This is a genomic window from Mycolicibacterium iranicum, assembly GCF_002101705.1.
Lineage (GTDB): Bacteria > Actinomycetota > Actinomycetes > Mycobacteriales > Mycobacteriaceae > Mycobacterium > Mycobacterium iranicum.
In genome coordinates this window covers 17,193-41,323 of sequence record NZ_LQPC01000032.1, presented here as the reverse complement: position 1 = coordinate 41,323, position 24,131 = coordinate 17,193, and the positions used below count along the sequence as shown (strand labels likewise).

Sequence of the window (24,131 nt, the reverse complement as noted above, 5' to 3'; positions counted from 1 at the left end):
CCATGACGTCTCGACGCGAAGCCCCGGACCGAAATCTCGCCCTTGAGCTCGTGCGAGTCACCGAGGCGGGGGCCATGGCGGCGGGACGCTGGGTAGGTCGCGGCGACAAGGAGGGCGGCGACGGTGCGGCCGTCGACGCGATGCGCGAGCTGGTCAACTCGGTGTCGATGCGCGGCGTCGTCGTCATCGGCGAGGGCGAGAAGGACAACGCGCCGATGCTCTACAACGGCGAAGAGGTCGGCAACGGCGACGGGCCGGAATGCGATTTCGCCGTCGACCCGGTCGACGGCACCACGCTGATGAGCAAGGGTATGCCCAACGCCATTTCGGTGCTCGCGGTCGCCGAGCGCGGCGCGATGTTCGACCCGTCGGCCGTGTTCTACATGCACAAGATCGCCGTCGGCCCGGATGCTGCCGACGTGATCGACATCAACGCCCCGATCGCCGAGAACATCAAGGCCGTGGCCGCCGTGAAGAAGTCCAGCGTCCGCGACCTGACCGTGTGCATCCTCGACCGCCCCCGCCACACCCAGCTCATGGCCGAGGTCCGTGAGGCCGGCGCCCGCATCCGCCTCATCTCTGACGGCGACGTGGCCGGCGCGATCGCGGCGTGCCGCCCGGGTTCGGGAACTGACATGCTCGTCGGCATCGGCGGCACCCCTGAGGGCATCATCGCCGCCGCCGCCATCCGTTGCATGGGCGGCGCCATCCAGGCCAAGCTCGCGCCGACCGACGACGAGGAACGCCAGAAGGCCATCGATCGCGGCCACGACCTGAACCGGGTGTTGACCACCGAGGACCTGGTGTCGGGCGAGAACGTCTTCTTCTGCGCCACCGGCGTCACCGACGGCGACCTCCTCAAAGGCGTGCAGTACTACGGCGGCGGCTGCACCACCCAGTCGATCGTGATGAGGTCGAAGTCGGGAACAGTCCGCATGATCGAGGCCTACCACCGGCTGGCCAAGCTCAACGAGTATTCCGCCGTCGACTTCACCGGCGACAAGACAGCCGCCTACCCCTTGCCGTAAACCCGCCCGAAACCCACACACGAACAGGGAGCCAATGACTGCCGACAGTGCCGTCGAACAGAAAGCCCGCGACACCACCGAGTACCGGATCGAGCACGACACCATGGGCGAGGTCCGGGTGCCCAAAAATGCGCTGTGGCGCGCCCAGACGCAGCGCGCGGTGGAGAACTTCCCCATCTCGTTCCGGCCGCTGGAACGCACCCAGATCCGCGCGCTCGGCCTCCTCAAGGGCGCCTGCGCGCAGGTGAACAAGGATCTCGGCCTGCTGGCCGCCGACAAGGCGGACGCCATCATCGCTGCCGCGGCTGAGATCGCCGACGGACAACATGACGAGCAGTTCCCGATCGACGTCTTCCAGACCGGCTCGGGCACCAGCTCCAACATGAACGCCAACGAGGTGATCGCGTCGATCGCGGCCGCCAACGGTGTGACGGTGCACCCGAACGACGACGTGAACATGTCGCAGAGCTCCAACGACACATTCCCGACGGCGACGCACATCGCGGCCACCGAAGCGGCTGTGCGGCATCTTATTCCGGCACTCGAGGTGCTGCACGAGTCCTTGGACGCCAAGGCCCGTCAGTGGAAGACGACGGTGAAGTCCGGCCGCACGCACCTGATGGATGCGGTCCCCGTCACGCTCGGGCAGGAGTTCGGCGGTTACGCGCGCCAGATCCAGGCCGGCATCGAAAGGGTGAAGTCCACCCTCCCCCGTCTCGGCGAGCTCGCGATCGGCGGCACCGCCGTCGGAACCGGGCTGAACGCACCCGACGGATTCGGCGACAAGGTCGTCGAGGTGCTCAGGTCGCAGACGGGCATCGAGGAGCTGCGTCCGTGCGTTGACCACTTCGAAGCACAGGCCGCACGCGACGGTCTGGTCGAGGCGTCGGGTGCGCTGAAGACCATCGCGGTCTCGCTGACCAAGATCGCCAACGACATCCGCTGGATGGGATCGGGTCCGTTGACCGGCCTCGGCGAGATCCAGCTGCCGGATCTGCAGCCCGGCAGCTCGATCATGCCCGGCAAGGTCAATCCGGTGCTGCCCGAAGCGGTTACGCAGGTCGCAGCGCAGGTCATCGGCAACGACGCCGCCGTCGCCGTCGGCGGGCTCTCCGGCGCGTTCGAGCTCAACGTCTACATCCCGATGATGGCGCGCAACATTCTCGAGTCGTTCGAGCTGCTGTCAAATGTGTCGAAGTTGTTCGCCACCAAATGCATCGACGGCTTGGTCGCCAACGACCAACGCCTGCGCGAGCTGGCCGAATCGTCACCGTCGATCGTGACCCCGCTGAATTCGGCGATCGGTTACGAGGAGGCCGCCAAAGTCGCCAAGCAGGCGCTCAAGGAGAAGAAGACCATCCGGCAGACGGTCATCGACCGGGGCCTGATCGGCGAGAAGCTGTCCGAAGAAGAGCTGGACCGCCGACTCGACGTGCTGAAGATGGCGAAGGTCAAGCAGGGGGACTAGAGTTCCGCGTCGCCGAATTTTCGTGCCGGTAGATCTGCCAAACGCCTGACGAATCGTCAAGACAGGCAGAAGATTATGGCGCATCCGACTCGCCGTCAGCCCACCTGGGCTTGACGGCGGGCTGCCGTCAGGTACGAATTCAGGAGACGCGGTGACCGCCACTCTCGAACCCGAAATCACGTCCACCCCGGCTGCTGCGCTGGTTACGACCGCCACAAGCCAGCCCGCACTGCGGACAGGTTTTGTCATGCTGGGCCTGGCATCCCTGGTGGAAATGTCGAAGTCCAGACGCGGCTGGGGTGCGGATCGAATGTTGGCGGTTTCCGGTGCGGCGGCCGCGGGGTGGTTTTTCGTCGAGGGGCGCCGCCGCCTATAACCGGTCGCGCCGATCAGGCCCTTTCGCGGCTGCCGTAGAGGCTGCCCGGCGGGCGCGGCCCCAGCATCTGGGAGACCGTCACGAGGTGGTAGCCGTCGGCCGTCAGCTCGGGGACGACCTCGGCCATCAGGTCGACCGTGGGCGCCAAGGTGTCGTGCAGCAGCACCACGGTGTTCGGCCTGACCTGTGTTCTCAGTAGGTCTCGGGTTGCGGCGATGTCATTCCTGTAATCGAGAGTGTTGACGTCCCAGTTGATGACGGCCAGGCCCTGCCGCCCCGCTTCGGCGAGCACCGCGTCGTCGATCGCACCGAAGCCGGTGCGGGCCAGCACCGGCCGCTGCCCCGTCACCGCCACCAGTGCGTCGGTGGCCCTGCCGAACTGGATCGCGACGTCCAGCGGTGACAGCGTCGTCATGTCCAGGTGCTGCCAGGTGTGGTTGCCGATCTCCATGCCCGCGCCGGCAATCCGGCGCGCAGCGGCAGGGTCGGCCGCGGCCCGGTCGCCGATCAGGAAGAAGGTCGCCCGAGCGTCATGCGCGCGCAGGATCTCGAGCAGCCGGTCGGTGTACGGGCCGGGACCGTCGTCGAACGTCAACGCCACGCACTTGACCCGCGTGCAGTCGACCGGGTCGGCGCCCGCGCCCGGCGCCGGTACGCAGAACGCAAGCAGCACCGCAGCGATCAGCGATTTCGGCGTGCGCAGTCGCGATGAGCGCCACTTCGCACGCCGAAATCGATCGGTCATGGCAGTGCGCCGGGGCTGATCTCCTCCAGCATTTCGGTGACCAGCGCCGCAATCGGCGAGCGCTCACTGCGCAGCAGCGTGATGTGCGCGAAGAGTGGGTGCCCCTTGAGCTTCTCGATGACCGCCGCCACACCGTCGTGGCGGCCGACGCGAAGGTTATCTCGTTGCGCCACATCGTGGGTCAGCACCACCCGCGAACCTGCGCCGAGGCGCGACAGCACGGTCAGCAGTACGTTGCGCTCCAGCGACTGAGCCTCGTCGACGATCACGAACGAGTCGTGCAGCGAGCGGCCGCGGATGTGGGTCAGCGGCAGCACCTCGAGCATGCCGCGCGAGAGCACCTCTTCCAGAACGGCCGGGCTGGCGAGGCCTTCGAGGGTGTCGAAGACGGCCTGGGCCCACGGCCCCATCTTCTCGGATTCGCTGCCGGGCAGGTAGCCGAGATCCTGGCCGCCCACCGCGTAGAGCGGACGGAACACGACGACCTTGCGCTGGGTGCGACGCTCCAGTACGGCTTCGAGTCCGGCGCACAGCGCCAACGCCGACTTGCCGGTGCCTGCCTTGCCGCCCAGCGACACGATGCCCACCGACTCGTCGAGCAGCAGATCGAGGGCGACGCGTTGTTCGGCTGACCTTCCCCGGAGGCCGAACACTTCGCGGTCACCGCGGACCAGCTGCACCTTCTTGTCGGCATTGACGCGCCCCAAGGCGTGAGAGTTGCTGCCCAGCAAGCGAACTCCGGTGTGGCACGGAAGATCGCGGGCGACCTCGATGTCGATCTCGCCTTCGGCGAACAGCATGTCGATGTCATCGCCGGCCACCTCGACCTCGGACATGCCGGTCCACCCTGAGGTGACGACGTCCTGGGCGTGGTATTCATCGGCGAGCAGACCCACCGCGCCCGCCTTGACGCGCAGCGGGATGTCCTTGCTGACCAGCGTGACGTGTTTGCCTTCTGCGGCCAGATTGGCCGCGACGGTCAGGATGCGGGCGTCGTTGCTGTCGTTGCGGAAGCCCGCGGGCAGCACCGAGGGATCACTGTGGTTGAGTTCAACGTGGAGCGTACCGCCTTGTGTCCCAACGGGAATCGGTTCATCAAGCCTGCCGTGCTCCAGTCGCAGGTCGTCAAACATGCGCAAGGCCTGTCGGGCGAACCAACCCAGCTCGTGGTGGTGGCGTTTGGCCTCCAGTTCGCTGATCACCACCAGCGGCACCACGACTTCGTGTTCGGCGAACCGTGTGATGGCCCAGGGATCGGACAACAACACGGAGGTGTCGAGCACGTAGGTCCGAAGCGAATCAGTCACGTAGCGCTCCTCGAGGCTGCGCGTGTTCATGCGGCCCCACACGAACTACTCGGTGGACACACAAGCGGTCTCAGGACCGGGGCCGGCCCTTTCGAATCTGGACCGCCCGGACAGCAGAGCATGTCGCTAGCCATCGGAATCGACGCTACTCCCGGTGCAGCAATCACGCCTTGCAGGCGCGCCGAGGCGCAGCGACGCGTGCGTTACTAGCTGGTGAACTGTGCGAGCCGCGGCTCGTCGGCCAGCCCCCACGCGGCGATGCGATCGGCGATGACCTTGCCCAGCTGATCGCGGTCGAAGATGCCCGCCGCCGCCACCGCGGCGACCTTGTCCTGATAGGCGTCGATGTCTCCGCCGACGACGTCGAGCCCCTCCGCACGCCGGGCGATCGCGTCGATCGTTTCGTCACGCGTATAGGTCAGGCAGTGGCCGACCAGGTTGGCGAAGAACTGTTCGTGCCGTTCCTCATCGGCTGCGATCCTGCCGACCAGGCCCTTGAGAACCGGCTCGTCGATCTGCGCCTCGAGGTTGCGACAGAAGACGGCGTGCGCGCGCTCGCACAGGGCCATGAAGGCCAGCGTCTCGATCTGGGTGTAGGTGTCGGCGCGGTAGCCCTTCATCACGTGCTCGACGCGCACGTCCTCGTTGGCGGACGGGTCGACCTCGCGGGTGACGACGAGGTAGTTGCGCAGCGCGACGGCGTGCAGATGCTCCTCGGCGGTCCAGCGGCCCATCCACCGGCCCCACTTGTCCTCGAGGATGAAGTGCTCGACGAGCTCCCGGTGGTAGCCGGCGAGGTTGTCCTTGGTGATCAGCAGGATCTCGAGCGCGTCGGTGATGTGCCTGGGCAGCGTCGTATCCGAGGTCTCCCAGTCGCGACCGCCGAGGAACGCGAAGTTCTCGCCCTGATCGAACGGCACGTAGTCGTGCGCGTACCAGATGTCCTCGGTATCGAGGTGGCGTCGGAGTTCTTCCAGGACGACGGGCTCGAGTTCGAGGGTCAGTGCGTTAGCGACAGGTTTCTGTGCCATGCGGTTACAGTAACCCAATTCTGTGGGAATCGTAAAATTTTCAACCCCCAACACGCCGCCAACCCGCCGAAATTGCATTCCGCGCGCGTCTGACGGCGAAAAGCCCGCGTGGAATGCAGTTTCGGCGAGGACGGGGTCAGAGGGTCAGGCCCGGGTACAGGGGGTTGGCGTCGAGCAGTTCGGCGGCAGCGGCGTGCACGCGGGCGGCCACCCCGTCGGCGATCGTGTACTTCGCCTTCGACGGCCCGTTCGGACCCGCCGCCGGCTGGGTGTTCTCCAGCACCTCGACCACCAGATCGGCCACGCGGTCGAACTCGTCGGCGCCGAAGCCCCGGGTGGTCAGCGCGGGCGAACCGAACCGGATACCGCTGGTGTACCAGGCGCCGTTCGGGTCCGCGGGGATCGCGTTGCGGTTGGTGACGATGCCGGCGTCCAGCAGCGCGGATTCGGCCTGACGGCCGGTCAGACCGAACGACGTGACGTCCAGAAGCACGAGGTGGTTGTCGGTGCCGCCGGTCACGAGCCCGGCGTCACGTTTGACGAACCCGTCGGCCAGCGCCTGTGCATTGTCGGCGACGGCCTGGGCATAGGTACGGAACTCGGGCTGACGCGCCTCGGCCAGTGCGACGGCCTTGGCGGCCATCACGTGCGACAGCGGACCGCCCAGCACCATCGGGCAACCCTTGTCGACGGCGGGCGCGAACTCCTCGGTGGCCAGCACCAGGCCACCGCGAGGGCCGCGCAGCGACTTGTGCGTCGTCGTGGTCACCACGTGGGCGTGCGGCACCGGGTCCTCGTCGCCGGTGAACACCTTGCCCGCCACCAGGCCGGCGAAGTGCGCCATGTCGACCATCAGCACCGCGCCGACCTCGTCGGCGATCTCGCGCATCTTGGCGAAGTTCACCCGGCGCGGGTAGGCCGAATAGCCCGCCACCAGCACCAGCGGCTTGAACTCGCGGGCCGAGGCGGCGACGGCGTCGTAGTCGAGGAACCCCGTCGTCGGATCGGTTCCGTATTGGCGCTGGTGGAACATCTTGCCCGAAATGTTGGGCCGGAAGCCGTGCGTGAGGTGACCGCCGGTGTCCAGCGACATACCGAGCAGACGCTGGTTGCCGAGTTTGGCGCGCAGCTTCTCCCAGTCCGCCTCGGACAGATCGTTGATGTGCTTGGCGCCCATTTCGGCCAGCCCCGGCGCCTCCACCTTGGTCGCCAGGATCGCCCAGTAGGCGACGAGGTTGGCGTCGATCCCGGAGTGCGGCTGGGCGTAGGCGTACTGCGCGCCGAACAGCTCGCGGGCGTGCTCGGCGGCCAGCGCCTCAACGGTGTCGACGTTCTGGCAGGCCGCGTAGAACCGGTGCCCGATGGTGCCCTCGGCGTACTTGTCGGAGAACCAGGTGCCCATGGTCAGCAGCACGGCGGGCGAGGCATAGTTCTCGCTGGCGATCAGCTTGAGCGAATCCCGTTGATCGGCAAGCTCTTTGCGGGTGGCATCGGCGATACGCGGCTCGACGGACTCGATCACCCGCAGCGCGGCCTGGTAGGCCTCGCTGGCGGTGGCGGCGTACTCGGCGCCCTGACCTGGAGCAGACGTTGCAGTCATGCCTTCGAGCCTATCCGGCGGGCGGCGTGCGCAGGAATCTAGGCAGCGCGCAGCGACGACGGGATCAGCGGCTCGTCCAGCAGCGTGCCGAAACGTTCCGTCAGCGTCACACCGTCAGGACGGGCGTCCAGCCATCCACGCAGCAGCCGGTAGCCCTCGACGTAGGTGCTCGTGTAGGCGCGCCACAGCGGCGAGGACAGAAACCGCAACGACTGCCGGGCCCGTTCGTCGTTGACCAGCAGCCACGTCTTGAGGAAGTCGACGACGTCGTCGACGTCGCGGTGCTCGTCGTGCAGCATCAGCGCCGCGTCCTGGCGGACGTCGGCGAGCGCGGCCATCGCCTCCGAGATCGCCTCCGCCCGTTCGCCGTCGAAGCGCAGCCCAAGATCGGCGTAGATGTCGGCGGCCCAACTCCCCCAGCCCCGCACATCTCCCGTCGCTCCGCTCGCCCCGGATCCCACCGCCGCGTACAGCGCCAGATCGGCCAGCCCCTCGGCCATCAGGCACTGCGAGGTGTTGACGAGGAAGATCGTCTGCTCCGCCTGATTTCGACCGGCCACCAACCCCTCTTCCTTACGGCAGTGCTCGGTGTGGTGCCCCGGATAGGACTCGTGGGCCACCAGCCGCGGCAGATTGGACATCTGCTGCTTGAGGTCGGCGTTGACGGCGACGGTCGACTGGTAGTCCCCCTTGTAGTAGTTGAAGCCCGACCACGGCTTGTCGGTGACGACCTCGTAGGTGATGGTCTCGCGGGCAGGCAGCGGAAACGTGGCACGGACCTTGTCGCGCAGTGCGCTGGAGAAGGCGTGAATCGCCTCTTCGAGGCGCTCCGGCGGAATCTCTTCGGACGCCCGGTGAGCCTGGATCCGCTCCGCCAGCGGACCCGTTCCGCCGAGCGCGTCGTCGAGCTTGCGGTGCGCCTCCCGGTAGCGCTCCGGATCCCCCTTGCTGATGCGGACGTCGAAATAGGCCTCGACCTCGTCGACGAAACCGACATCCTCGCCGGCGAACTTGCGTCCCGCACAGGACAGGGCCCGTAGGTGCGCGCCGACGAACGCCGCGCGCGGCTCCTCAAGTCCTGCGGGCAGTTCGGCCAGCAGACGATCGGCCTGACGGGCCAAATCGGCAGGATCGGGTTGCGGCTCGGACTCGACCGCACGACGCAGCGCCGGGTCGCCGGTGAACGAGTCCACATAGCCTTCCTCGACCCTGTCGAAGCGCAGACCGAGCAACAGGTATTCGCGGATCAGGGTGCCGGGCTCCATACCGAACACGCTAACTGCAAGACTGGGGCCATGGCGCGGCTGAGCGAACCCAGCCCCTACGTGGAGTTCGACCGAGCTCAGTGGCGGGCGCTGCGGATGTCGACGCCACTCAAACTGACCGAGGACGAGCTCGTCAGGCTGCGTGGCCTCGGCGAGAAGATCGACCTGCTGGAAGTCGAAGAGGTCTATCTGCCGCTGGCCCGGCTGATCCATCTACAGGTGGCGGCGCGCCAGGCGCTGTTCGCCACCACGGCGCACTTCCTCGGCGACTCCAACGGCGAGCCCAGTCAGAACCCCGACCGCCCCGTGCCGTTCGTGATCGGCGTGGCGGGCAGCGTCGCGGTGGGCAAATCGACGACCGCCCGTGTGCTTCAGGCGCTGCTGGCCCGCTGGGAGCACCACCCTCGCGTCGACCTCGTCACCACCGACGGCTTCCTGTATCCGAATGCGGAGTTGTCCCGTCGAAACCTGATGCACCGCAAGGGTTTCCCGGAGAGCTACGACCGCAGAGGGCTGATGCGCTTCGTCACGGCGGTGAAGTCCGGTGCCGACGCGGCGTGCGCGCCGGTGTACTCACACCTGCTCTACGACATCGTGCCGGGCGAGAAGCAGATCATCGAGCATCCGGACATCTTGATCCTCGAAGGTCTCAACGTGCTGCAGACGGGGCCGGCGCTGATGGTGTCGGATCTGTTCGACTTCTCGGTGTACGTCGACGCGCGGATCGAGGACATCGAGAACTGGTACATCTCGCGGTTTCTGTCGATGCGCGAAGGCGCGTTCGCGGACCCGGCCTCGCACTTCCACCACTACTCGACCCTGACCGATGAGCAGGCCGTGTTCGCAGCGCGCGACATTTGGCACTCCATCAACCGGCCCAATCTCATCGACAACATCCTGCCCACGCGGCCGCGCGCCACCCTGGTGTTGCGCAAGGACGCCGACCACTCGATCAACCGGTTGCGCCTGCGCAAGCTCTGAGCCTCAGTTGGGGATCCTGCGCACTCCCGCATATTGCAGGGCGGCCATCGCGAGCGTGTAGACACCCGTCCCCAGGACGAGGGCCGCGCCGACGTCCGTCAACGGCCAGACGTCGGCGACGACGACGGCGACGGTCGCGACGGTGAACAGCGCGTTGCCCACCGCCAGCACCATCCCGGCGGCGCGCACCCTCGGCCGCGCTGCGAAAGTGAGAACGACGAGGCTGACGATCACAAACGATGCGCCGGTGGTGTATTCGACGGTAGCGGTGGTTCCGGCGAGTTCCGCGACCTGCCGGCCCAGGACGAGCAGGACGAGGCCGGTGGCTCCGCTGAGGAGCGCGTCGGCGCGCATTGCGAACCGCAGGAGCCCGTCGGTCGATTCGGTGAGCTTGAGTGACAGTGAGGTGGACATCGTGGGGAGTCCTTTCTTGTTGTGGAGGCTCAGCGGTGCGACGGGAGACGACGCAGACCGATGAACTGGACGGTGCCGATCACCGCGGTATAGGCGGCCCCGCCGAGTAGCAGCGCAACACCCCAGCCGGTCAGCGGCCAGATGCCCGACACCTCGGCGGCCACGAAGCCGATGGTGAACAGCGCGTTCATCGTGATGGTGGCGATGGCGCCCGGCCGGACGTGCTCCAGCCCGGCGAGCCAGTAGACGACCGCGCCGTAGGCGAGGAAGAAGATGCCGAGCGCGTATTCGACGCCCACGGGCACGCCGGTGAGAGACGACAGCCATCCGGCGGCGGCGACGAACGGGATGCCGGTGACCCCGACGAGCACCGCGTCGAGGCGCATCGCGTAGCGCAGCAATCCGTCACGGGCACCTGTGGCGGGAGTGGTGAGTGCGGTCATCGATCGTCCTTTCTCGTTGTGGTGATGCGACGGGCGACCGGTACCGGAGTCGGCGCCACGACCTCTCAGGCGACGACTCCGGACCAGTCATGCAGGGGTGCGGCGCACCCCGAGGTACTGAAGGCAGGCGAAGCCCGCCGTGACCGCCGTGAACGCAACTGTCGACGCGACGCCGAACGGTGTCAGCGGAAGCCAGCCGGCCGCGAGGACGACGACGACCGCCACGACAAAGGCCGCGTTCCCGGCGAGGACACCGACGCCGACCCGCCGGATGTCGCTCAGCCGGGCGGCGCAGTAGAGGAGCGTGCCGTAGACCACGAGAACAGCCCCCGTGACCCATTCGGCGGTCGCCGTCAGTCCGGAAAGCCGGGCGAGCGGGTCCGCGGCCATCGCGACAACCAGTCCGAGCCCGGCGCACAGGGTCGCATCGGCGCGTAAGGCGACGCGCAGCAGCTGCGGATCGGAGTGGATTGCCGGGCGGGGCCGGGTGGTGACGGCGGTCATGTCACCTACGGTCCGCAGATGCCGCTGCCAGATCGACACCTGACGCTGCCAACTACTGCCAACCGCAGGTCAGGCCCGTCAGCGCACCGGGACCAGGTTGCTTCTCAGGTCCGTGGCGATGACGCGCGCGGCCGCGTTCTGCCAGTTGTGCAGTGAGCGCTGCGGTACCTCGGTGACGAACCACTGCCAGGCCTGTCGTGCGACAGGGTCGAGCCCTGCCGCCGTGGCGTTCTGCGCGTAGGCACGGACTCCTGAGACGTACGGGAAGTACAGCGCGTTGTAATGCCGCCACTGCTCTGTCGTGCCGAATTCGGCGCCGTCGCGGGGCTTGAGCGCTGCGATGCGTTCGGCCAGCAGTGCGCGCAGTTCGTTGGCGCGTTCCAGCGGCTGGTCCGGGGCGCCGCGACGTTCGAGACGTTCGTCGATGACGGGCAGCGCGGTCAGCGGGCTGGCGACGAGTTTGGACAGGTCGCCGTAGTGACTCAACGCGCGGCGCGTGACACGCACGAACGTCTCCTCGTCCATCCCGTCGAGCGGGCTGACCGAGCGCAGCGGCAGCGCCGCCTCGGTGCTGCGCAGAGCGGCGCGGTCGGCGCGCAGGTCGGGCGACCGGGAGAACGCGAGCCGGTCGAGGAGGTCAGCGAGGGGGTCGGCGAGGACGTTGATGGCGATCGCAATGCCGAGGCTGGTGAACAGCAGTACGGCCAGAGTGGGGCTGGGCCCGGTCACGGCCAGGCCGATGAGAACCTGCCCGCCGAACAGCACGGCGACGAACGTCGTCCCCACGAACGACCGCAGCATGTCCTTGCGCAGCGCGTGACCTTCGTCGAAGGCGTCGCCGATCGCCACGGCGACGCCGAGCAGCGCCACGTCGAACCCGGTCGACGCCAGCGCGAGCCAGCTGGGCACAAGTCCGAGCGGGATCACCAGGATCGCGTTCCCTAGTGCGAAGAACAGGGTGGCGATGACGATGAAGCGCACCACCGGCCGTGGCTGGGAACGCCGGACGACGGCGTGGATCATCGCGCCCACCGAGGGCAGCGACACCGCCGCGAACATCACCCAGTGCCCCAGCCGAAGCGGGCCCTCCACTCCCCCGGCCATCGTCGCGCCGAGAAACGCGACCGCGGCCACGGCCGCCACCAGACCGGCCTCGCCGACTCGGCTGCGCCACGTGTCTCTCGACTGCGAAAGTTCCAGCAGCACCGCGAACCATGCGATGCCGGGCACCGCGACGAGGTAGATCTCCAGCCGGCTCAGCACGTCCGACCCGACGATGACGCGCACCGCGTCGAGTGCGACCACCAGCGCAAAGCTCGTCAGGCCGATCGCTGCGAACGCCAGCACGGGCTTGCGGGGGTCGCGCGCCAGCAGGTAGAGCCCCAGCCACCAGCTCAGTGCGAACACCAGCGCGGAGAGGGCGACCATCTCAGCGTCCGTAACGCCGGTGTCTGGCGCTGTAGTCGCGCAGCGCGCGCAGGAAGTCCACGCGCCGGAACTCCGGCCAGTAGGCCTCGGTGAACCACATCTCCGAATACGCGCTCTGCCACAGCAGGAATCCCGAGAGCCGCTGCTCACCTGACGTGCGGATGACCAGATCCGGATCGGGTTGTCCGGAGGTGTAGAGGTTCTCCGAAATGGCTTCGGCGGTGACGGATTCGATCAGCTTGTCGCCGCTGACACCGTTGGCCAGCTCCTTGCCGAGCAGAGCGCGGACGGCGTCGACGATCTCCTGACGCCCGCCGTAGCCGACGGCGACGTTGACATGAAAGGACCCCCCGTTACCCCCCGTGGAATTGACCGCTTCCCGTAGTCGCCGCGCGGGCTCCTCCCCGATCAGCTCGAGGTCGCCGACGGTGCGCACACTCCAGTGGTTGGCGGGCGCACAGATCTCCTCGACGACGTCGGTGATGATATCGATCAGTGAGTTCAATTCGTCGCGGTCGCGCTGGAGGTTCTCGGTGGACAGCAGGTACACCGTGGCCATCTCGATGCCTGCCTCCTGGCACCAGCGCAGCATCTCGGCGATCTTGCGGGCCCCCACGCGGTAGCCGTAGCTGACGTCGTCGAATCCCGATTCCCTGGCCCAGCGGCGATTCCCGTCGCAGAGCACCGCGATGTGGCGGGGCAGTTCGGACTTCTTGGGTGCCAACCCCTGGCGCAGCCGCATCTCGTAGAGCCGGTACATCGGCTCCTTGAGTCGCCGCGGAATGAGGTCCACGATGGTCCAGACTACTGTGGCGCGAGGGACGTCCAAGGCCAGTCAGCGGAGGTGAAATGCCGACATCGCTCGAACCGTGGTACACCGCAGATTCTTCGAAGGGCCCCGAAAGGGGGCCCGAGGATTTTCCCGAGGCGGTTGTCGACGGCGTCACGCAGTTCCTGGGCAGACCGCGGCTGCGCGGTTGGATTCACGTGTACTCCGCGGTCGTTGCCGTCATCTGCGGTGCGGCACTCGTCGCGGTGTCGTGGTCGGTCGAGTCGACACGTGCCGGGATTGCGACCCTGATCTACACGTTCACGATCGTGGCGATGTTCGCCGTCAGCGGCACCTACCACCGCGTGCATTGGAAGTCGGCGACGGCGCGCAAGTGGATGAAGCGCGCCGACCATTCGATGATTTTCTTGTTCATCGCGGGCAGCTACACACCGTTCGCGCTGCTGGCCGTACCGGGCGACGACGGCATGGTGCTGTTCTGGATCGTCTGGGGTGGAGCGCTGGCCGGTGTCGCGCTCAAGATGCTGTGGCCGTCGTCTCCGCGATGGCTGGGCGTGCCGCTCTACATCCTGTTGGGCTGGGTCGCGGTGTGGTTCATCGGGCCCATCATGGAGGGCGCCGGAGTCGCGGCCGTCGTGTTGCTGATCGTCGGCGGCGCGCTCTACAGCATCGGCGGCGTGCTCTACGCGCTGAAGTGGCCCAATCCATGGCCGACGACGTTCGGGCATCACGAGTTCTTCCATGCGTGCACCGCGGTCGCGGCGATCTGCCACTACGTCGCGATGTGGTTCGCCGTCTTCTAAGGCCCCCCGCACCGCGAGCGCGCGCGTCTGCCCGGCGACACGCCGCAGTCTCTGGCGCTGGGGGCGCGCTGACCGCCGACGAGCGTGCGCAAATTGCCAGTAATGACCGGCGTGTCGGTGAGCAGACGCGCGCGCTCGCGGTGCGACCTGGGCCTAGGAGAGCTGGGTGATGTTCTGCGGGCCCCAGTAGGCCTTCATCGACGTGATCTGGCCGTCGCCGTTGAAGCTCATGACCTCGATGGGCTCGATGCGCATAGCCCCCGAGACCGTGATCGCGAAGACGAACGCCGCCTCGTGTCCGCCGGCACGGAAGTTCAGCAATTCGGTCTTGATCTCCGCGCCATCCATCGCCTTGTAGAAACCGGCGATCGCCTGACGCCCGATGTGGATGTCACCGCCGCCGACGGGATCCTCCAGGGTGGCGTCCTCGGCGTAGAGCGCGGCGACGTCGTCGGCGCTGCCACCGGCGACCGTGTCGAGGTAGCGCTGGACGAAACCTTGCAGGACATCGGGCTCGAAGCTCATGTGCGGCAGGCTACACGGAGGGCTCGAGGGCAGCGGCGAGTTCCTCGACGGTCGTGACCGGCAGGTCGCACACCCGTCCGCGGCAGACATACGCGGCGTCCGAATCGCGCACCCGCGGGCGGTCGCGCAGCAGTTCAGACGAGTCCATCGCGCCCCCGACTACGAGCGCCCCACCCGGCGCCAGCGCACGGGCCGCCGCCAATAGCTCGGAATCCGGCCTGTCGCACGCCACCGCTATCTGGATCGGTCCGCGCACAGCGGCCTCCGCGACGGCCAGCCAGTGACCGGCCGAACGCGGCGCCCGCGTCAGCAACACCGCCGCGCTGGACAAGGTGGCATCGGCAGCGGTTCCGTACCGCGCCGCGGATCCTTCCCCGGCGAGATGCGCTGCCAACTGCAGCGCCTCGGCCATCAGCGAGGCACCTGACGGGGTTGCGCCGTCGGTCGGATCGGACGGACGCAACACCAACCGTTCGGCGTCGTCGGCCGCGTCGTACCAGCGGCCGGCCTCGTCCGGATCGGCGAAATGGTCGAGCGCGACATCCACCAGACGGAACGCCGCATCGAGCCACTCGGGCGTGCCCGTGGCCTGATGCAGCGTCGACAACGCCGTCGCCAGCGCCGCGTAATCTTCGAGAATCGCCACGCTGTCGCCGACCACGCCGCCGAGGCTGGAGCGCCGCAGCCGGCCGTCGACGAGATGGAGATCCAGCAGTGCATGCGCGCATTCGCTTGCAGCACTGAAGTATTCGGGACGATCGAGCGTGAACGCCGCCTCGACGAGCGCGGTGATCGCCAACCCGTTCCACGCCGTCACCACTTTGTCGTCGCGAGGGGGCTGGGGCCGTTGCCGCCGCGCCGCGCGCAGCGCCGAACGCACCCGCTCGTATCGGTCGGCGTCATCGGGCGCGGACCGCAGCTGCAGCACCGACGCACCGTGTTCGAACGTTCCGTCCGGCGTGACACCGAAAACTGTTGCCGCCCAATGGCCGTCGCTCTCGCCGAGAACTTCGGTCAGCTGGTCCGGCGTCCACACATACGTCAAACCCTCGACACCGGCAGTGTCTGCATCCAACGAGGAGACGAACATCGCGTCGCGCCGCAGGTCGTCCAGCAGGAACCGCGCCGTCTCATCGGCGATTCTGTGCGCCAACGGATCTCCGGTGCGTCTCGCCAGATGTGCGTAGACCCTCAGCAACTGGGCATTGTCGTACAGCATCTTTTCGAAATGCGGCACCACCCACGAGGAGTCGACGCTGTAGCGGGCGAAGCCACCGGACAACTGGTCGTAGATTCCGCCACGGGCCATCGCCTCGCAGGCGCGCGACACCGTCGCCAGCGATGCCGGTGAACCGGTGCGCTCGTGATTGCGCAGCAAGGCCTCGAGAAGAGCCGACGGCGGGAATTTCGGTGCGCCGCCAAAGCCGCCGTTCACGGTGTCCTCGTCGCGCAGGACCGCCGCAACCGCGTCGTCACAGACTGCGGGCGCCATCGCAGGGCCACCGCCGGGCAGCCCGGATGCCATCGCGCGCAGTTCCGTGGCGATGTTGTCCGAGGTCTGCTCCACCTCAGCGCGACGGGTACGCCACGTCTCGGCGACCGCCGCCAGCAGCTGTAGAAAGGTCGGCTTCGGGTAGTAGGTGCCGCAGAAGAACGGCCTGCCGTCGGGGGTCAGGAAACAGGTCATCGGCCAGCCGCCCTGGCCCGTCAGTGCCACCGTCGCGTTCATGTAGACGGCGTCGAGGTCCGGACGCTCCTCGCGGTCGACCTTGATACAAACGAAGTCGGCGTTCATCGCCGCGGCAACTTCAGCATCCCCGAAGGACTCGTGCGCCATCACGTGGCACCAGTGACAGGCTGCGTAACCGACCGAGAGCAGGATCGGAACGTCGCGGTCAGCGGCCTCGGCGAGTGCGGCGGCGGTCCACTGCTTCCAGTGCACCGGGTTGTCGGCGTGCTGCCTCAGATACGGGCTGGTCGCCTCAGCGAGGGTGTTGCCGTCAGGGCGACTCACGTTTCGTCCCGTCGGCCGGGTTCTCGGTGGTCAGATCCGGATCCGCCCCCTCAGTGCCATCGGCCTCGCTGTCGAAGGACTTCGGCAGCCGTTTGAGGTGCTTGTTCATCGACCAGACGAGCAGGAACACCGCGATCAGCAACAGCACGATGATGATCAGCCCGACAGGGCTGGCCTTACCGAAGTCAGGACCCGTTTGACGTGGTTCTTCCTGCGCCAGCACGCCCGTCATCAACTCAAGGCCCAGCATCATCGCGTCGTTCACTCGCGTCCTTCAATCCCTGCGAACAGGTCGGTCTCAGGCAGTGTGACGGGTACCCGCGACCGGGCCAGCTCGAACTCCTCGGTCGGCCACAGCCGTTGCTGCCATTCCATCGGCGTGGTGAAGAAGAAGCTGTTGGGGTCGATCTGGGTGGCATGGGCCAGCAGCGCTTCATCGCGCTGTGCGAAGTACTTCGCACACTCGATCCGGGTGGTGACCCGCTTGTCGAGTATGTCGTCGTCGGGATCCCACTTCTCCAGCCACTTCGCGAACGGGCCCTCTTCGCCGTTCTTGGCGAACTCGTCCTGCAGCACCTGCATCCGCTGACGCAGGAAGCCGTGGTTGTAGTACAGCTTCAGCGGGCTCCACGGCTCGCCGGCGTCGGGATAGAGCATGTGATCGGCCGCGGCCTCGAATGCCGCGACGGACACCTGATGGCACTTGATGTGGTCAGGGTGCGGGTAGCCGCCGTTCTCGTCGTAGGTGGTGATGACGTGTGGCTTGAAGTCCCGGACCACCTTGACGAGCGCCTCGGTCGGTCGTTCCAGCGGCTCCAGTGCGAAGCACCCTTCCGGCAGCGGCGGCGGTGGATCGCCCTCGGGCAGTCCCGAGTCGACGAACCCGAGCCAGTGATGATCGACGCCCAGGATCTCGGCGGCTCTGGCCATCTCGTCGATGCGGATTTCGTGGATGCGGCCGTGCACCTCCGGCAGGTCCATCGCAGGGTTGAGGATGTCCCCGCGCTCCCCACCGGTCAGCGTGACAACCATCACCCGAACGCCCTCGTCGACGTAGCGGGCCATCGTCGCGGCACCCTTGCTGGACTCGTCGTCCGGGTGCGCATGAACGGCCATCAACCGCAGTTCGCTCAACCTGGTTCCTCTTAGCTGGTCAGCTGTTTGGGCACTCACGCATCAGTTCAACCACGAGAGTGGCCCTATAGTTCCAGGTCTAGTAGACCCATCCGACCGACGGGCATGCAAAACGACATGATCGAGCGTCCCACCGCCCGTTACGGGCGGCAGCGGCTGAACCGGCGTACCGGGCGCTGGGTCGCCATCGGGCTGACCGCGCTGGTGGCGGTCATCGGTGTGGCGGTCGCCGCGATAGCCTTCACCCGACTGGGCTCCAACGAGGTCGAGGGTGAGATGGCCGGCTACAGGATCGTCGACCCGAACACCGTCGACGTGACGATCAGCGTCACCCGGGACGACCCGTCCCGGCCGGTCGTCTGCATCGTGCGAACGCGGTCCTACGAAGGCGACGAGAACGGGCGGCGCGAAGTGCTCGTGCCGCCGTCGGACGCGGCCACGGTGCAGGTCACCACCACCGTCAAGTCGAGCGGGCCCGCTGTCGTGGGAGACGTCTACGGCTGCGGGACGGACGTGCCCGGGTACCTGGTCGAGCCGTAGCGAGCCGCCGGTCAACAAACGCCCGCCTGCGAAATCGTGAAGTTCCGGTGGCGCCCCGGTGGTATGCTCGACCGATACACGGTTCCTGCTGGGGCCGTGTATTGCTGCATTTTGGAGCTCAGCACAGACGCTCGACCGGCGGCAATACACATAGGTACACGTTGACCGCTCCCGGCGCCGTGTGCAGACCACTCTTCGGCTACGCAGAGCGCGGAAGTTAACGACGACAGGAGCGCGACATGACGGACACCCAGGTCACCTGGCTTACCCAGGAGTCCCACGACAGGTTGAAGGCGGAGCTGGACCAGCTGATCGCCAATCGGCCCGTCATCGCCGCCGAGATCAACGACCGCCGCGAAGAGGGCGACCTGCGAGAGAACGGCGGCTACCACGCCGCCCGCGAGCAGCAGGGCCAGGAAGAAGCCCGCATCCGCCAGCTGCAGGAGTTGCTGAACAATGCCAAGGTGGGCGAAGCTCCCAAGCAGTCCGGAATCGCGCTGCCCGGCTCGGTCGTCAAGGTCTATTACGACGACGACGAGAAGGACACCGAGACGTTCCTGATCGGCACCCGCGAGCAGGGTGTGAGCGACGGCAAGCTCGAGGTTTACTCCCCTAACTCCCCGCTCGGCGGCGCCCTGATCGACGCCAAGGTCGGTGAGTCGCGGTCCTACACCGTGCCCAGCGGCAGCACTGTCAAGGTGACCCTGCTGAGCGCCGAGCCGTACCACAACTGATTCGGCGGGCCCGGTGACACCGGGTTAGTCTCCCCCGCATGGCCCAGATCGCAGAGGACCTGTTTCTGCTGCTGCTGGACAACGCATCCGCCGAGCCCGGTCTCGACAGTCCACGTCGCGACCATGTCCTTGCGGCGGCATCGCTGCTCGATCTCGCCCTGGACTGTCGCGTGCGCCCGGCCGTCGACGGCGAACCGGTGCAGCCGGGACGCCTCGTGGCGCTCGACGCGGCGGGCCCGATCGACCCCGTGGTGGCTCCGGCGTTCGAACTGCTGCAGGCCAAGCCGCTGCGCCCCGAGACGGCGATCAAGAAGCTCGGCAAAGACACCCAGGAGCGACTGGTCGCCCATTTGGAGCAGTCGGGGCAGATTCGCCGAACCATCAAGTCCGGCAACCTTTTACGCCGAACACAGGCGTTCCCGCTTACAGACCGTGAGCGGGTCACCTCGGCGCGCGCCGCGCTGATGGCTACGCTGTTCGACCGCACACCCCCCCCGCCGGTGACGGCGGCAATCATCACGGTCTTGCATGCGGTCGACGGACTGGGCGTCCTGCTGAGCCTCAACGACCGCGGCTGGCGCTGGGTCCATGCCCGCGCCGGCGAAATCGCCAGCGGCAGTTGGGTTGACGAGTATCCGACGGCGTTGCCAGAAGTAAATTTGGCGGTCACCGCCTCCGCGGTGCGGCAGGCGCTGGCGCAGCTGTCCTAGCCGAGAGCCTGCTCGACGTCGCCGAGTAGATCGGCGGCATCCTCGATACCCACGGACAGGCGGACCAGGTCGTCGGGCACCTCCAACTGCGAACCGGCGGTCGAGGCGTGCGTCATCGCGCCGGGGTACTCGATCAGCGACTCAACCCCGCCCAGCGACTCGGCCAGGATGAAAATGTCTGTGCGGGCACAGAAGTCGCGAGCAGCCTGCGGACCGCCTTTGAGCCGCACGGACACCATGCCGCCAAAACCACTCATCTGCTTGGCTGCCACCTCATGTCCGGGGTGCGACGGCAGACCGGGATAGAGCACGGACTCGATCGCGGGATGCCCGTCGAGGAACTGCGCGACCGCGGCGGCGTTCTCGCTGTGGCGCTGCATCCGCAGCGGCAACGTCTTGAGGCCGCGGATGGTGAGGTAAGCGTCGAACGGCCCGGGCACCGCTCCCGCCCCGTTCTGCAGGAATGCGAAAGCGTCGTCAAGCGCTTCGTCGTTGGTCAGCAGCGCTCCCCCAACGACATCGGAGTGCCCGCCGATGTACTTGGTCGTCGAATGCAGCACGATGTCGGCACCCAGCGCCAACGGCTGCTGCAACGCAGGCGATGCAAACGTGTTGTCCACCAAAACCTTCGCCTGCATTTCCGCACCCAGTGCAGAGATCGCAGCGATGTCGGCGATCGACAGCAGGGGATTCGTCGGCGTCTCGATCCAAATGAGCTTGGTCCGGTCGGTGATCGCGGCGCGGACGAGGTCGAGATTGGACAGCGCCACCGCGGTGTAGCTGATCCCCCACAAACTGAAGACCTTGTCGATCAGCCGGAACGTACCGCCGTAGGCGTCGTCGGGGATCACGACATGGTCGCCAGGCCGCAGCACCGCTCGCAGCACGCAGTCGGTGGCGGCCATACCGGAACTGAATGCACGTCCGTACGACGCCCCTTCGACGGCGGCGAGCGCGTTCTCCAGGACGGCGCGGGTCGGGTTGCCGGTGCGGGCGTACTCGAACCCGCCGCGCAGCCCACCGACCCCGTCCTGCGCGAACGTTGAGCTCGCATAGATCGGCGGATTGACCACGCCGGTGGCCGGATCGGGCCGATAACCAGCGTGAATGGCCTTGGTGGCAGGCCCGTAGGCACGGTAGTGGTCAGCTGCGCTTCGCTGCTCGCTCATGTCCGCAAGGCTAGCGGTGTAGAACTTGACCATGTCCACCACTGCAACCGCCACGATCGAAAGCCTCCTCGATCTCGACTCACTGCTGAGCGCCGAGGACCGCGACCTGCGCACGATGGTGCGCGAGTTCGGCGAGCAACGGCTGCGCCCACACGTCGCCGAATGGTTCGAGGCGGCGCGCCCCGAAGACAAGGTTCCGGTGCGTGAGCTCGCCGCCGAGATCGGCAAGCTGGGCCTGCTCGGCATGCACCTGACGGGCTACGGCTGCGGCGGATCGACGGCGACGGCCTACGGGCTGGTGTGCCAGGAGCTGGAGGCCGTCGACAGCGGCCTGCGCAGCCTGGTATCGGTGCAGGGCTCGCTGGCCATGTTCGCGATTCATCGCTGGGGCAGCGAGGAGCAGCGCCAGCAGTGGCTGCCCGGCATGGCCGCCGGTGAGCTGATCGGCTGCTTCGGCCTGACCGAACCGGACTTCGGGTCCAATCCGGGCGGGATGCGCACCACGGCGCGCCGGGACGGGTCCGACTGGGTTCTCAACGGTTCCAAGATGTGGATCACCAACGCGTCGGTCGCCGACGTGGCGATCGTGTGGGCCAGGTCGAAGGAAGGGGTCATCGGCTTCGTGGTGCCGACGTCGACACCGGGCTTCTCGGCACGAGAGATGACGCACAAGTTGTCACTGCGGGCGTCGGTCACCTCAGAGTTCACCCTCGATGATGTCCGGCTGCCGGAGGATGCGAAACTGCCTGGCGCACAAGGGCTGTCAGGCCCCCTCGCGTGCCTGTCCGAGGCGCGGTTCGGCATCGTGTTCGGCGCGGTCGGGGCGGCGCGGGACTGTTTGGAGACCACGCTGGAATATGTCGGCACCCGTGAGGTGTTCGACAAGCCGCTCGCGGGATATCAATTGACACAGGCCAAGATCGCCGACATGGCCGTCGAGCTCAGCAAGGCCCAGCTGCTCGCCCTGCATCTTGGCCGCCTCAAAGATGACGGCCGGATCCGGCCCGAGCAGGTCAGCGTCGGCAAACTCAACAATGTCCGGGAAGCGCTCAAGATCGCGCGTGAGTGTCGAACCCTGCTGGGCGCCAACGGGGTCACTCTCGAGTATCCGGTGCTTCGGCATGCCAACAATCTCGAGTCGGTACTGACTTATGAGGGCACCTCCGAGGTGCACCAGTTGGTGATTGGGGAGGCACTGACCGGGGTCAGCGCGTTCCGGTAGGCCACACCGGAACGCATACCGTGCCCATCAGCTTGTCCGCCAGGGTCTGACGCCTCGGATCGAGTATCGGGAGCAGGAAGCCGATGCCGCACAGCGCGACGTCGATAAGGTGGAGGGCCTGACGGAGCGCAGAGCCGCCGAACCCTATTGGTTGCCAGGTGTTTTCGCTCACCACACGGAAGCCCATCACTGACTTGCCGAGGCTCGACCCGCTTCGGCCCTGGCGGTAGCCGAAGTTCCATCCGAGGTAGACGATCGTCACAATCACCGCCAGCACACCCGCGATGTCGCCCTCGGGTGAGTGCAGGGCCGTGCACGCCACTCCGCCGTTGTCGTACGTGACACATTCGGTGGGTGCACTGGCCACGGCCACCACTTCCCAGATCACCCAGCCAACCAGTACAGGCGTTCCGTCAATCACAAACGCACCCACACGAGTCAGCCACCGGGTGTAGGCATTTCTGTTCAAAGCTGCCTTCCCACAACACAATGTCGGCGTGCCCGAAACATCGAGCACGCCGACATCAGTGGCCAACGGTTACGGAGTGGCAGGCGCGACGTATCCCCCGTTGAGCGACCGGTAGGCGTACACCAGAAGCAGGGTGGCCAGCGGGGCACCCACCAGAATGCCGACGCCGCAGAGCAGGAAGCCGACGATGATGACCGCGACGGCCGCCAGCGCGGTGAGCAAGGCGGGGCCGAGGTTGTTCTTCACCGTCTCGAAGCTCGACTTGATGGCATCGACCGGCGACAGGTTGCGGTCGAGCACCGCGATCGTGGTGAACATGAACAAGAAGCTCGCGATGAGGCCTGGCAAGATGCACAGGAAGTATCCGATGGTCGAGATGACACCGGTGATCAGACTCGCGATCACAACGTTGCCGATGTTGCGCGGCCTGAAGAACGACCCGACGCTGACCTGCTGCCCATTGGCGATGTCGAAAATGCCGCCGAGGTAGGCCGACTGGATGGCCGCCGTCACGATCAGCGTGAGGAACCAGCCGACAATCGACACGAGGATGCCGGCGAAGCCGGTGGCGGCATAGGAGAAGGACAGCCCGCTGTCGTCGGCGACGTAGCTGGTTTCGCCCGGCGAGACCAGCATTTGAACGACGTTGATGATGCCCTGCAGCGCTGCCACGACGACCACGAAGACGAGCGTTGCCACGATGAGCGGGACAGCGTTCTTGGTGAACTTGTTCCATGCCCAGCTGAATGCATCACCGACGTTGTAGGCGGGCGGTCCGCCGACCGGCGGGTAGCCCTGCGGCGGGGGGAAGCCGCCCTGCGGGGGTCCGAAACCTTGCGGCGCCCCGTAACCGCCTGCAGGTGGAGGCGGTGGGTAACCGCCGGGATCCTGCGGGGGGAAACCGCCACCGGGAGGCGGAGGCGGCGGCTGGTATCCCCCTCCGGGCGGGGGCGGCGGGAAACCGCCGCCGCTGGGAGGCGGCGGAGGTGGATAGCCCCCAGGAGGGGGAGGCGGATAGCCACCGGGCGGCGGATTCTCTGTCATCGATATCTCCTGATCTCAATCGTGGTCAAAGCGGTACGCAGACCGTCCCCATTGTCTTGTCTGCGATGGTCTGACGCTTGGTGCCCCACAGCGGGAACAAGTACCCGACGCCGCTGATCGCCGCGTCTACGGAGTGGACCAGCCGGCGGACGAGCGAAAGCCCGAAACCGATTGATTTCCAAGTCTTCTCGCTCACAACGTGAAACTTCATGACCGACTTGCCGATGCTGGATGCGGTGTTGCCGCGATAGCCGTGGTTCCAGGTGTGGAAGGTAATCGACAGCGCAACGCAGATCAACAGCATTAATCAGCCGAGAGGGGTTGCGCCCCGGCGGCCGGTGATGCAGACATCGCCCAGCGTGGGTGTCGGACGGCCGATACCCGAGG

General features: G+C 66.9%; 27 protein-coding genes. 9 read left to right on the top strand and 18 right to left on the bottom strand.

What is annotated here, in order from left to right:
* Nucleotides 1-2: 2 nt before the first annotated feature.
* From glpX to AWC12_RS17300, 3 genes are all read left to right on the top strand, one after another.
* Complete coding sequence (gene glpX / locus AWC12_RS17310; protein WP_085175812.1) at nucleotides 3-1,028, top strand: class II fructose-bisphosphatase; 1,026 nt, start codon at nucleotides 3-5, stop codon at nucleotides 1,026-1,028.
* Between the two features lie 34 nt (nucleotides 1,029-1,062).
* Nucleotides 1,063-2,496, top strand: coding sequence for a class II fumarate hydratase (locus tag AWC12_RS17305; protein ID WP_024444475.1), 1,434 nt, complete (start codon nucleotides 1,063-1,065; stop codon nucleotides 2,494-2,496).
* A 151-nt stretch (nucleotides 2,497-2,647) separates the two neighbouring features.
* Nucleotides 2,648-2,872 (top strand): hypothetical protein, encoded by a 225-nt coding sequence (locus AWC12_RS17300; RefSeq protein ID WP_024444476.1) that lies wholly within the window; start codon nucleotides 2,648-2,650, stop codon nucleotides 2,870-2,872.
* A gap of 13 nt (nucleotides 2,873-2,885) precedes the next feature.
* On the opposite strand, the gene AWC12_RS17295 is transcribed toward AWC12_RS17300, so the two are convergent.
* The 5 genes from AWC12_RS17295 to AWC12_RS17275 form a co-directional block, all read right to left on the bottom strand.
* On the bottom strand, nucleotides 2,886-3,617 hold the full coding sequence (locus tag AWC12_RS17295) for a polysaccharide deacetylase family protein (RefSeq protein ID WP_085175811.1): 732 nt from the start codon (nucleotides 3,615-3,617) through the stop codon (nucleotides 2,886-2,888).
* Nucleotides 3,614-4,954, bottom strand: coding sequence for an RNA 5'-3' helicase PhoH2 (locus tag AWC12_RS17290; RefSeq protein ID WP_051226452.1), 1,341 nt, complete (start codon nucleotides 4,952-4,954; stop codon nucleotides 3,614-3,616). The genes AWC12_RS17295 and AWC12_RS17290 overlap by 4 nt, the downstream gene beginning before the upstream one ends.
* Nucleotides 4,955-5,130: 176 nt before the next feature.
* On the bottom strand, nucleotides 5,131-5,955 hold the full coding sequence (locus AWC12_RS17285) for an acyl-ACP desaturase (protein ID WP_085175809.1): 825 nt from the start codon (nucleotides 5,953-5,955) through the stop codon (nucleotides 5,131-5,133).
* A 136-nt stretch (nucleotides 5,956-6,091) separates the two neighbouring features.
* Complete coding sequence (locus tag AWC12_RS17280) at nucleotides 6,092-7,555, bottom strand: glycine hydroxymethyltransferase (RefSeq protein ID WP_085175807.1); 1,464 nt, start codon at nucleotides 7,553-7,555, stop codon at nucleotides 6,092-6,094.
* 38 nt (nucleotides 7,556-7,593) lie between these two features.
* Entirely contained in the window at nucleotides 7,594-8,820 is a 1,227-nt protein-coding gene (locus AWC12_RS17275) for a DUF885 domain-containing protein (RefSeq protein WP_085175805.1), read from the bottom strand.
* Between the two features lie 30 nt (nucleotides 8,821-8,850).
* Between AWC12_RS17275 and coaA the strand changes: the two genes are divergently transcribed.
* Nucleotides 8,851-9,801: a type I pantothenate kinase gene (gene coaA, locus AWC12_RS17270; protein WP_024444482.1), complete on the top strand. Its 951-nt coding sequence runs from the start codon at nucleotides 8,851-8,853 to the stop codon at nucleotides 9,799-9,801.
* A gap of 3 nt (nucleotides 9,802-9,804) precedes the next feature.
* Here coaA and AWC12_RS17265 read toward each other — a convergent pair whose 3' ends face one another.
* The 5 genes from AWC12_RS17265 to AWC12_RS17245 form a co-directional block, all read right to left on the bottom strand.
* Nucleotides 9,805-10,215, bottom strand: a complete 411-nt coding sequence (locus tag AWC12_RS17265) for a hypothetical protein (RefSeq protein ID WP_085175803.1) — start codon at nucleotides 10,213-10,215, stop codon at nucleotides 9,805-9,807.
* A gap of 29 nt (nucleotides 10,216-10,244) precedes the next feature.
* The gene (locus tag AWC12_RS17260; RefSeq protein ID WP_085175801.1) at nucleotides 10,245-10,658 is read right to left on the bottom strand and encodes a hypothetical protein; all 414 of its coding nucleotides are present in this window, start codon (nucleotides 10,656-10,658) and stop codon (nucleotides 10,245-10,247) included.
* 87 nt (nucleotides 10,659-10,745) lie between these two features.
* Nucleotides 10,746-11,162: a hypothetical protein gene (locus AWC12_RS17255; RefSeq protein WP_024444485.1), complete on the bottom strand. Its 417-nt coding sequence runs from the start codon at nucleotides 11,160-11,162 to the stop codon at nucleotides 10,746-10,748.
* Nucleotides 11,163-11,240: 78 nt separating this feature from the next.
* Nucleotides 11,241-12,590: a hypothetical protein gene (locus AWC12_RS17250; RefSeq protein WP_085175799.1), complete on the bottom strand. Its 1,350-nt coding sequence runs from the start codon at nucleotides 12,588-12,590 to the stop codon at nucleotides 11,241-11,243.
* Between the two features lies 1 nt (nucleotide 12,591).
* On the bottom strand, nucleotides 12,592-13,383 hold the full coding sequence (locus AWC12_RS17245) for a (2Z,6E)-farnesyl diphosphate synthase (protein ID WP_024444487.1): 792 nt from the start codon (nucleotides 13,381-13,383) through the stop codon (nucleotides 12,592-12,594).
* 56 nt (nucleotides 13,384-13,439) lie between these two features.
* Between AWC12_RS17245 and trhA the strand changes: the two genes are divergently transcribed.
* The gene (gene trhA / locus AWC12_RS17240) at nucleotides 13,440-14,183 is read left to right on the top strand and encodes a PAQR family membrane homeostasis protein TrhA (RefSeq protein ID WP_024444488.1); all 744 of its coding nucleotides are present in this window, start codon (nucleotides 13,440-13,442) and stop codon (nucleotides 14,181-14,183) included.
* Between the two features lie 153 nt (nucleotides 14,184-14,336).
* On the opposite strand, the gene AWC12_RS17235 is transcribed toward trhA, so the two are convergent.
* From AWC12_RS17235 to mca, 4 genes are read right to left on the bottom strand one after another with little or no spacing between them, the layout of a single operon-like run.
* Nucleotides 14,337-14,708, bottom strand: a complete 372-nt coding sequence (locus AWC12_RS17235) for a nuclear transport factor 2 family protein (protein WP_024444489.1) — start codon at nucleotides 14,706-14,708, stop codon at nucleotides 14,337-14,339.
* A gap of 10 nt (nucleotides 14,709-14,718) precedes the next feature.
* Entirely contained in the window at nucleotides 14,719-16,722 is a 2,004-nt protein-coding gene (locus AWC12_RS17230) for a thioredoxin domain-containing protein (protein ID WP_085175797.1), read from the bottom strand.
* Complete coding sequence (locus tag AWC12_RS17225; protein ID WP_024444491.1) at nucleotides 16,709-16,987, bottom strand: hypothetical protein; 279 nt, start codon at nucleotides 16,985-16,987, stop codon at nucleotides 16,709-16,711. The genes AWC12_RS17230 and AWC12_RS17225 overlap by 14 nt, the downstream gene beginning before the upstream one ends.
* Complete coding sequence (gene mca / locus AWC12_RS17220) at nucleotides 16,984-17,856, bottom strand: mycothiol conjugate amidase Mca (RefSeq protein ID WP_024444492.1); 873 nt, start codon at nucleotides 17,854-17,856, stop codon at nucleotides 16,984-16,986. Before mca ends, AWC12_RS17225 begins: the two co-directional genes overlap by 4 nt.
* A gap of 117 nt (nucleotides 17,857-17,973) precedes the next feature.
* Here mca and AWC12_RS17215 point away from each other — a divergent pair, with 117 nt between their 5' ends.
* The 3 genes from AWC12_RS17215 (at nucleotide 17,974) to AWC12_RS17205 (ending at nucleotide 19,840) form a co-directional block, all read left to right on the top strand.
* The gene (locus tag AWC12_RS17215) at nucleotides 17,974-18,396 is read left to right on the top strand and encodes a DUF4307 domain-containing protein (RefSeq protein ID WP_200864948.1); all 423 of its coding nucleotides are present in this window, start codon (nucleotides 17,974-17,976) and stop codon (nucleotides 18,394-18,396) included.
* Nucleotides 18,397-18,635: 239 nt separating this feature from the next.
* Nucleotides 18,636-19,130, top strand: coding sequence for a transcription elongation factor GreA (greA, locus tag AWC12_RS17210; protein ID WP_024444494.1), 495 nt, complete (start codon nucleotides 18,636-18,638; stop codon nucleotides 19,128-19,130).
* Between the two features lie 38 nt (nucleotides 19,131-19,168).
* A complete protein-coding gene (locus tag AWC12_RS17205; RefSeq protein WP_085175795.1) occupies nucleotides 19,169-19,840 on the top strand; it encodes a GOLPH3/VPS74 family protein in 672 nt (223 codons plus the stop codon).
* On the opposite strand, the gene AWC12_RS17200 is transcribed toward AWC12_RS17205, so the two are convergent.
* On the bottom strand, nucleotides 19,837-21,009 hold the full coding sequence (locus AWC12_RS17200; protein ID WP_024444496.1) for a cystathionine gamma-synthase: 1,173 nt from the start codon (nucleotides 21,007-21,009) through the stop codon (nucleotides 19,837-19,839). The genes AWC12_RS17205 and AWC12_RS17200 overlap by 4 nt on opposite strands.
* A 31-nt stretch (nucleotides 21,010-21,040) precedes the next feature.
* Here AWC12_RS17200 and AWC12_RS17195 point away from each other — a divergent pair, with 31 nt between their 5' ends.
* Entirely contained in the window at nucleotides 21,041-22,231 is a 1,191-nt protein-coding gene (locus tag AWC12_RS17195) for an acyl-CoA dehydrogenase family protein (RefSeq protein WP_051226456.1), read from the top strand.
* On the opposite strand, the gene AWC12_RS17190 is transcribed toward AWC12_RS17195, so the two are convergent.
* From AWC12_RS17190 to AWC12_RS17180, 3 genes are read right to left on the bottom strand one after another with little or no spacing between them, the layout of a single operon-like run.
* Nucleotides 22,215-22,748: an Rv1078 family RDD domain-containing protein gene (locus AWC12_RS17190; protein WP_268787328.1), complete on the bottom strand. Its 534-nt coding sequence runs from the start codon at nucleotides 22,746-22,748 to the stop codon at nucleotides 22,215-22,217. The two genes, AWC12_RS17195 and AWC12_RS17190, sit on opposite strands and share 17 nt — an antisense overlap.
* A 21-nt stretch (nucleotides 22,749-22,769) precedes the next feature.
* Nucleotides 22,770-23,744, bottom strand: a complete 975-nt coding sequence (locus AWC12_RS17185) for a DUF2189 domain-containing protein (protein ID WP_024444499.1) — start codon at nucleotides 23,742-23,744, stop codon at nucleotides 22,770-22,772.
* Nucleotides 23,745-23,769: 25 nt separating this feature from the next.
* Entirely contained in the window at nucleotides 23,770-24,048 is a 279-nt protein-coding gene (locus AWC12_RS17180) for an RDD family protein (RefSeq protein WP_085175791.1), read from the bottom strand.
* Nucleotides 24,049-24,131: the final 83 nt, after the last annotated feature.

Bases quoted from the DNA above. Each gene is read 5' to 3' on its own strand.
- glpX (WP_085175812.1), top strand. From the start codon at position 3: ATGACGTCTCGACGCGAAGCCCCGGACCGAAATCTCGCCCTTGAGCTC.
- AWC12_RS17305 (WP_024444475.1), top strand. From the start codon at position 1,063: ATGACTGCCGACAGTGCCGTCGAACAGAAAGCCCGCGACACCACCGAG.
- AWC12_RS17295 (WP_085175811.1), bottom strand. From the start codon at position 3,617: ATGACCGATCGATTTCGGCGTGCGAAGTGGCGCTCATCGCGACTGCGC.
- AWC12_RS17290 (WP_051226452.1), bottom strand. From the start codon at position 4,954: ATGAACACGCGCAGCCTCGAGGAGCGCTACGTGACTGATTCGCTTCGG.
- AWC12_RS17285 (WP_085175809.1), bottom strand. From the start codon at position 5,955: ATGGCACAGAAACCTGTCGCTAACGCACTGACCCTCGAACTCGAGCCC.
- AWC12_RS17280 (WP_085175807.1), bottom strand. From the start codon at position 7,555: ATGACTGCAACGTCTGCTCCAGGTCAGGGCGCCGAGTACGCCGCCACC.
- AWC12_RS17275 (WP_085175805.1), bottom strand. From the start codon at position 8,820: ATGGAGCCCGGCACCCTGATCCGCGAATACCTGTTGCTCGGTCTGCGC.
- coaA (WP_024444482.1), top strand. From the start codon at position 8,851: ATGGCGCGGCTGAGCGAACCCAGCCCCTACGTGGAGTTCGACCGAGCT.
- AWC12_RS17265 (WP_085175803.1), bottom strand. From the start codon at position 10,215: ATGTCCACCTCACTGTCACTCAAGCTCACCGAATCGACCGACGGGCTC.
- AWC12_RS17260 (WP_085175801.1), bottom strand. From the start codon at position 10,658: ATGACCGCACTCACCACTCCCGCCACAGGTGCCCGTGACGGATTGCTG.
- AWC12_RS17255 (WP_024444485.1), bottom strand. From the start codon at position 11,162: ATGACCGCCGTCACCACCCGGCCCCGCCCGGCAATCCACTCCGATCCG.
- AWC12_RS17250 (WP_085175799.1), bottom strand. From the start codon at position 12,590: ATGGTCGCCCTCTCCGCGCTGGTGTTCGCACTGAGCTGGTGGCTGGGG.
- trhA (WP_024444488.1), top strand. From the start codon at position 13,440: ATGCCGACATCGCTCGAACCGTGGTACACCGCAGATTCTTCGAAGGGC.
- AWC12_RS17235 (WP_024444489.1), bottom strand. From the start codon at position 14,708: ATGAGCTTCGAGCCCGATGTCCTGCAAGGTTTCGTCCAGCGCTACCTC.
- AWC12_RS17215 (WP_200864948.1), top strand. From the start codon at position 17,974: ATGATCGAGCGTCCCACCGCCCGTTACGGGCGGCAGCGGCTGAACCGG.
- greA (WP_024444494.1), top strand. From the start codon at position 18,636: ATGACGGACACCCAGGTCACCTGGCTTACCCAGGAGTCCCACGACAGG.
- AWC12_RS17205 (WP_085175795.1), top strand. From the start codon at position 19,169: ATGGCCCAGATCGCAGAGGACCTGTTTCTGCTGCTGCTGGACAACGCA.
- AWC12_RS17200 (WP_024444496.1), bottom strand. From the start codon at position 21,009: ATGAGCGAGCAGCGAAGCGCAGCTGACCACTACCGTGCCTACGGGCCT.
- AWC12_RS17195 (WP_051226456.1), top strand. From the start codon at position 21,041: ATGTCCACCACTGCAACCGCCACGATCGAAAGCCTCCTCGATCTCGAC.
- AWC12_RS17185 (WP_024444499.1), bottom strand. From the start codon at position 23,744: ATGACAGAGAATCCGCCGCCCGGTGGCTATCCGCCTCCCCCTCCTGGG.
- AWC12_RS17180 (WP_085175791.1), bottom strand. From the start codon at position 24,048: ATGCTGTTGATCTGCGTTGCGCTGTCGATTACCTTCCACACCTGGAAC.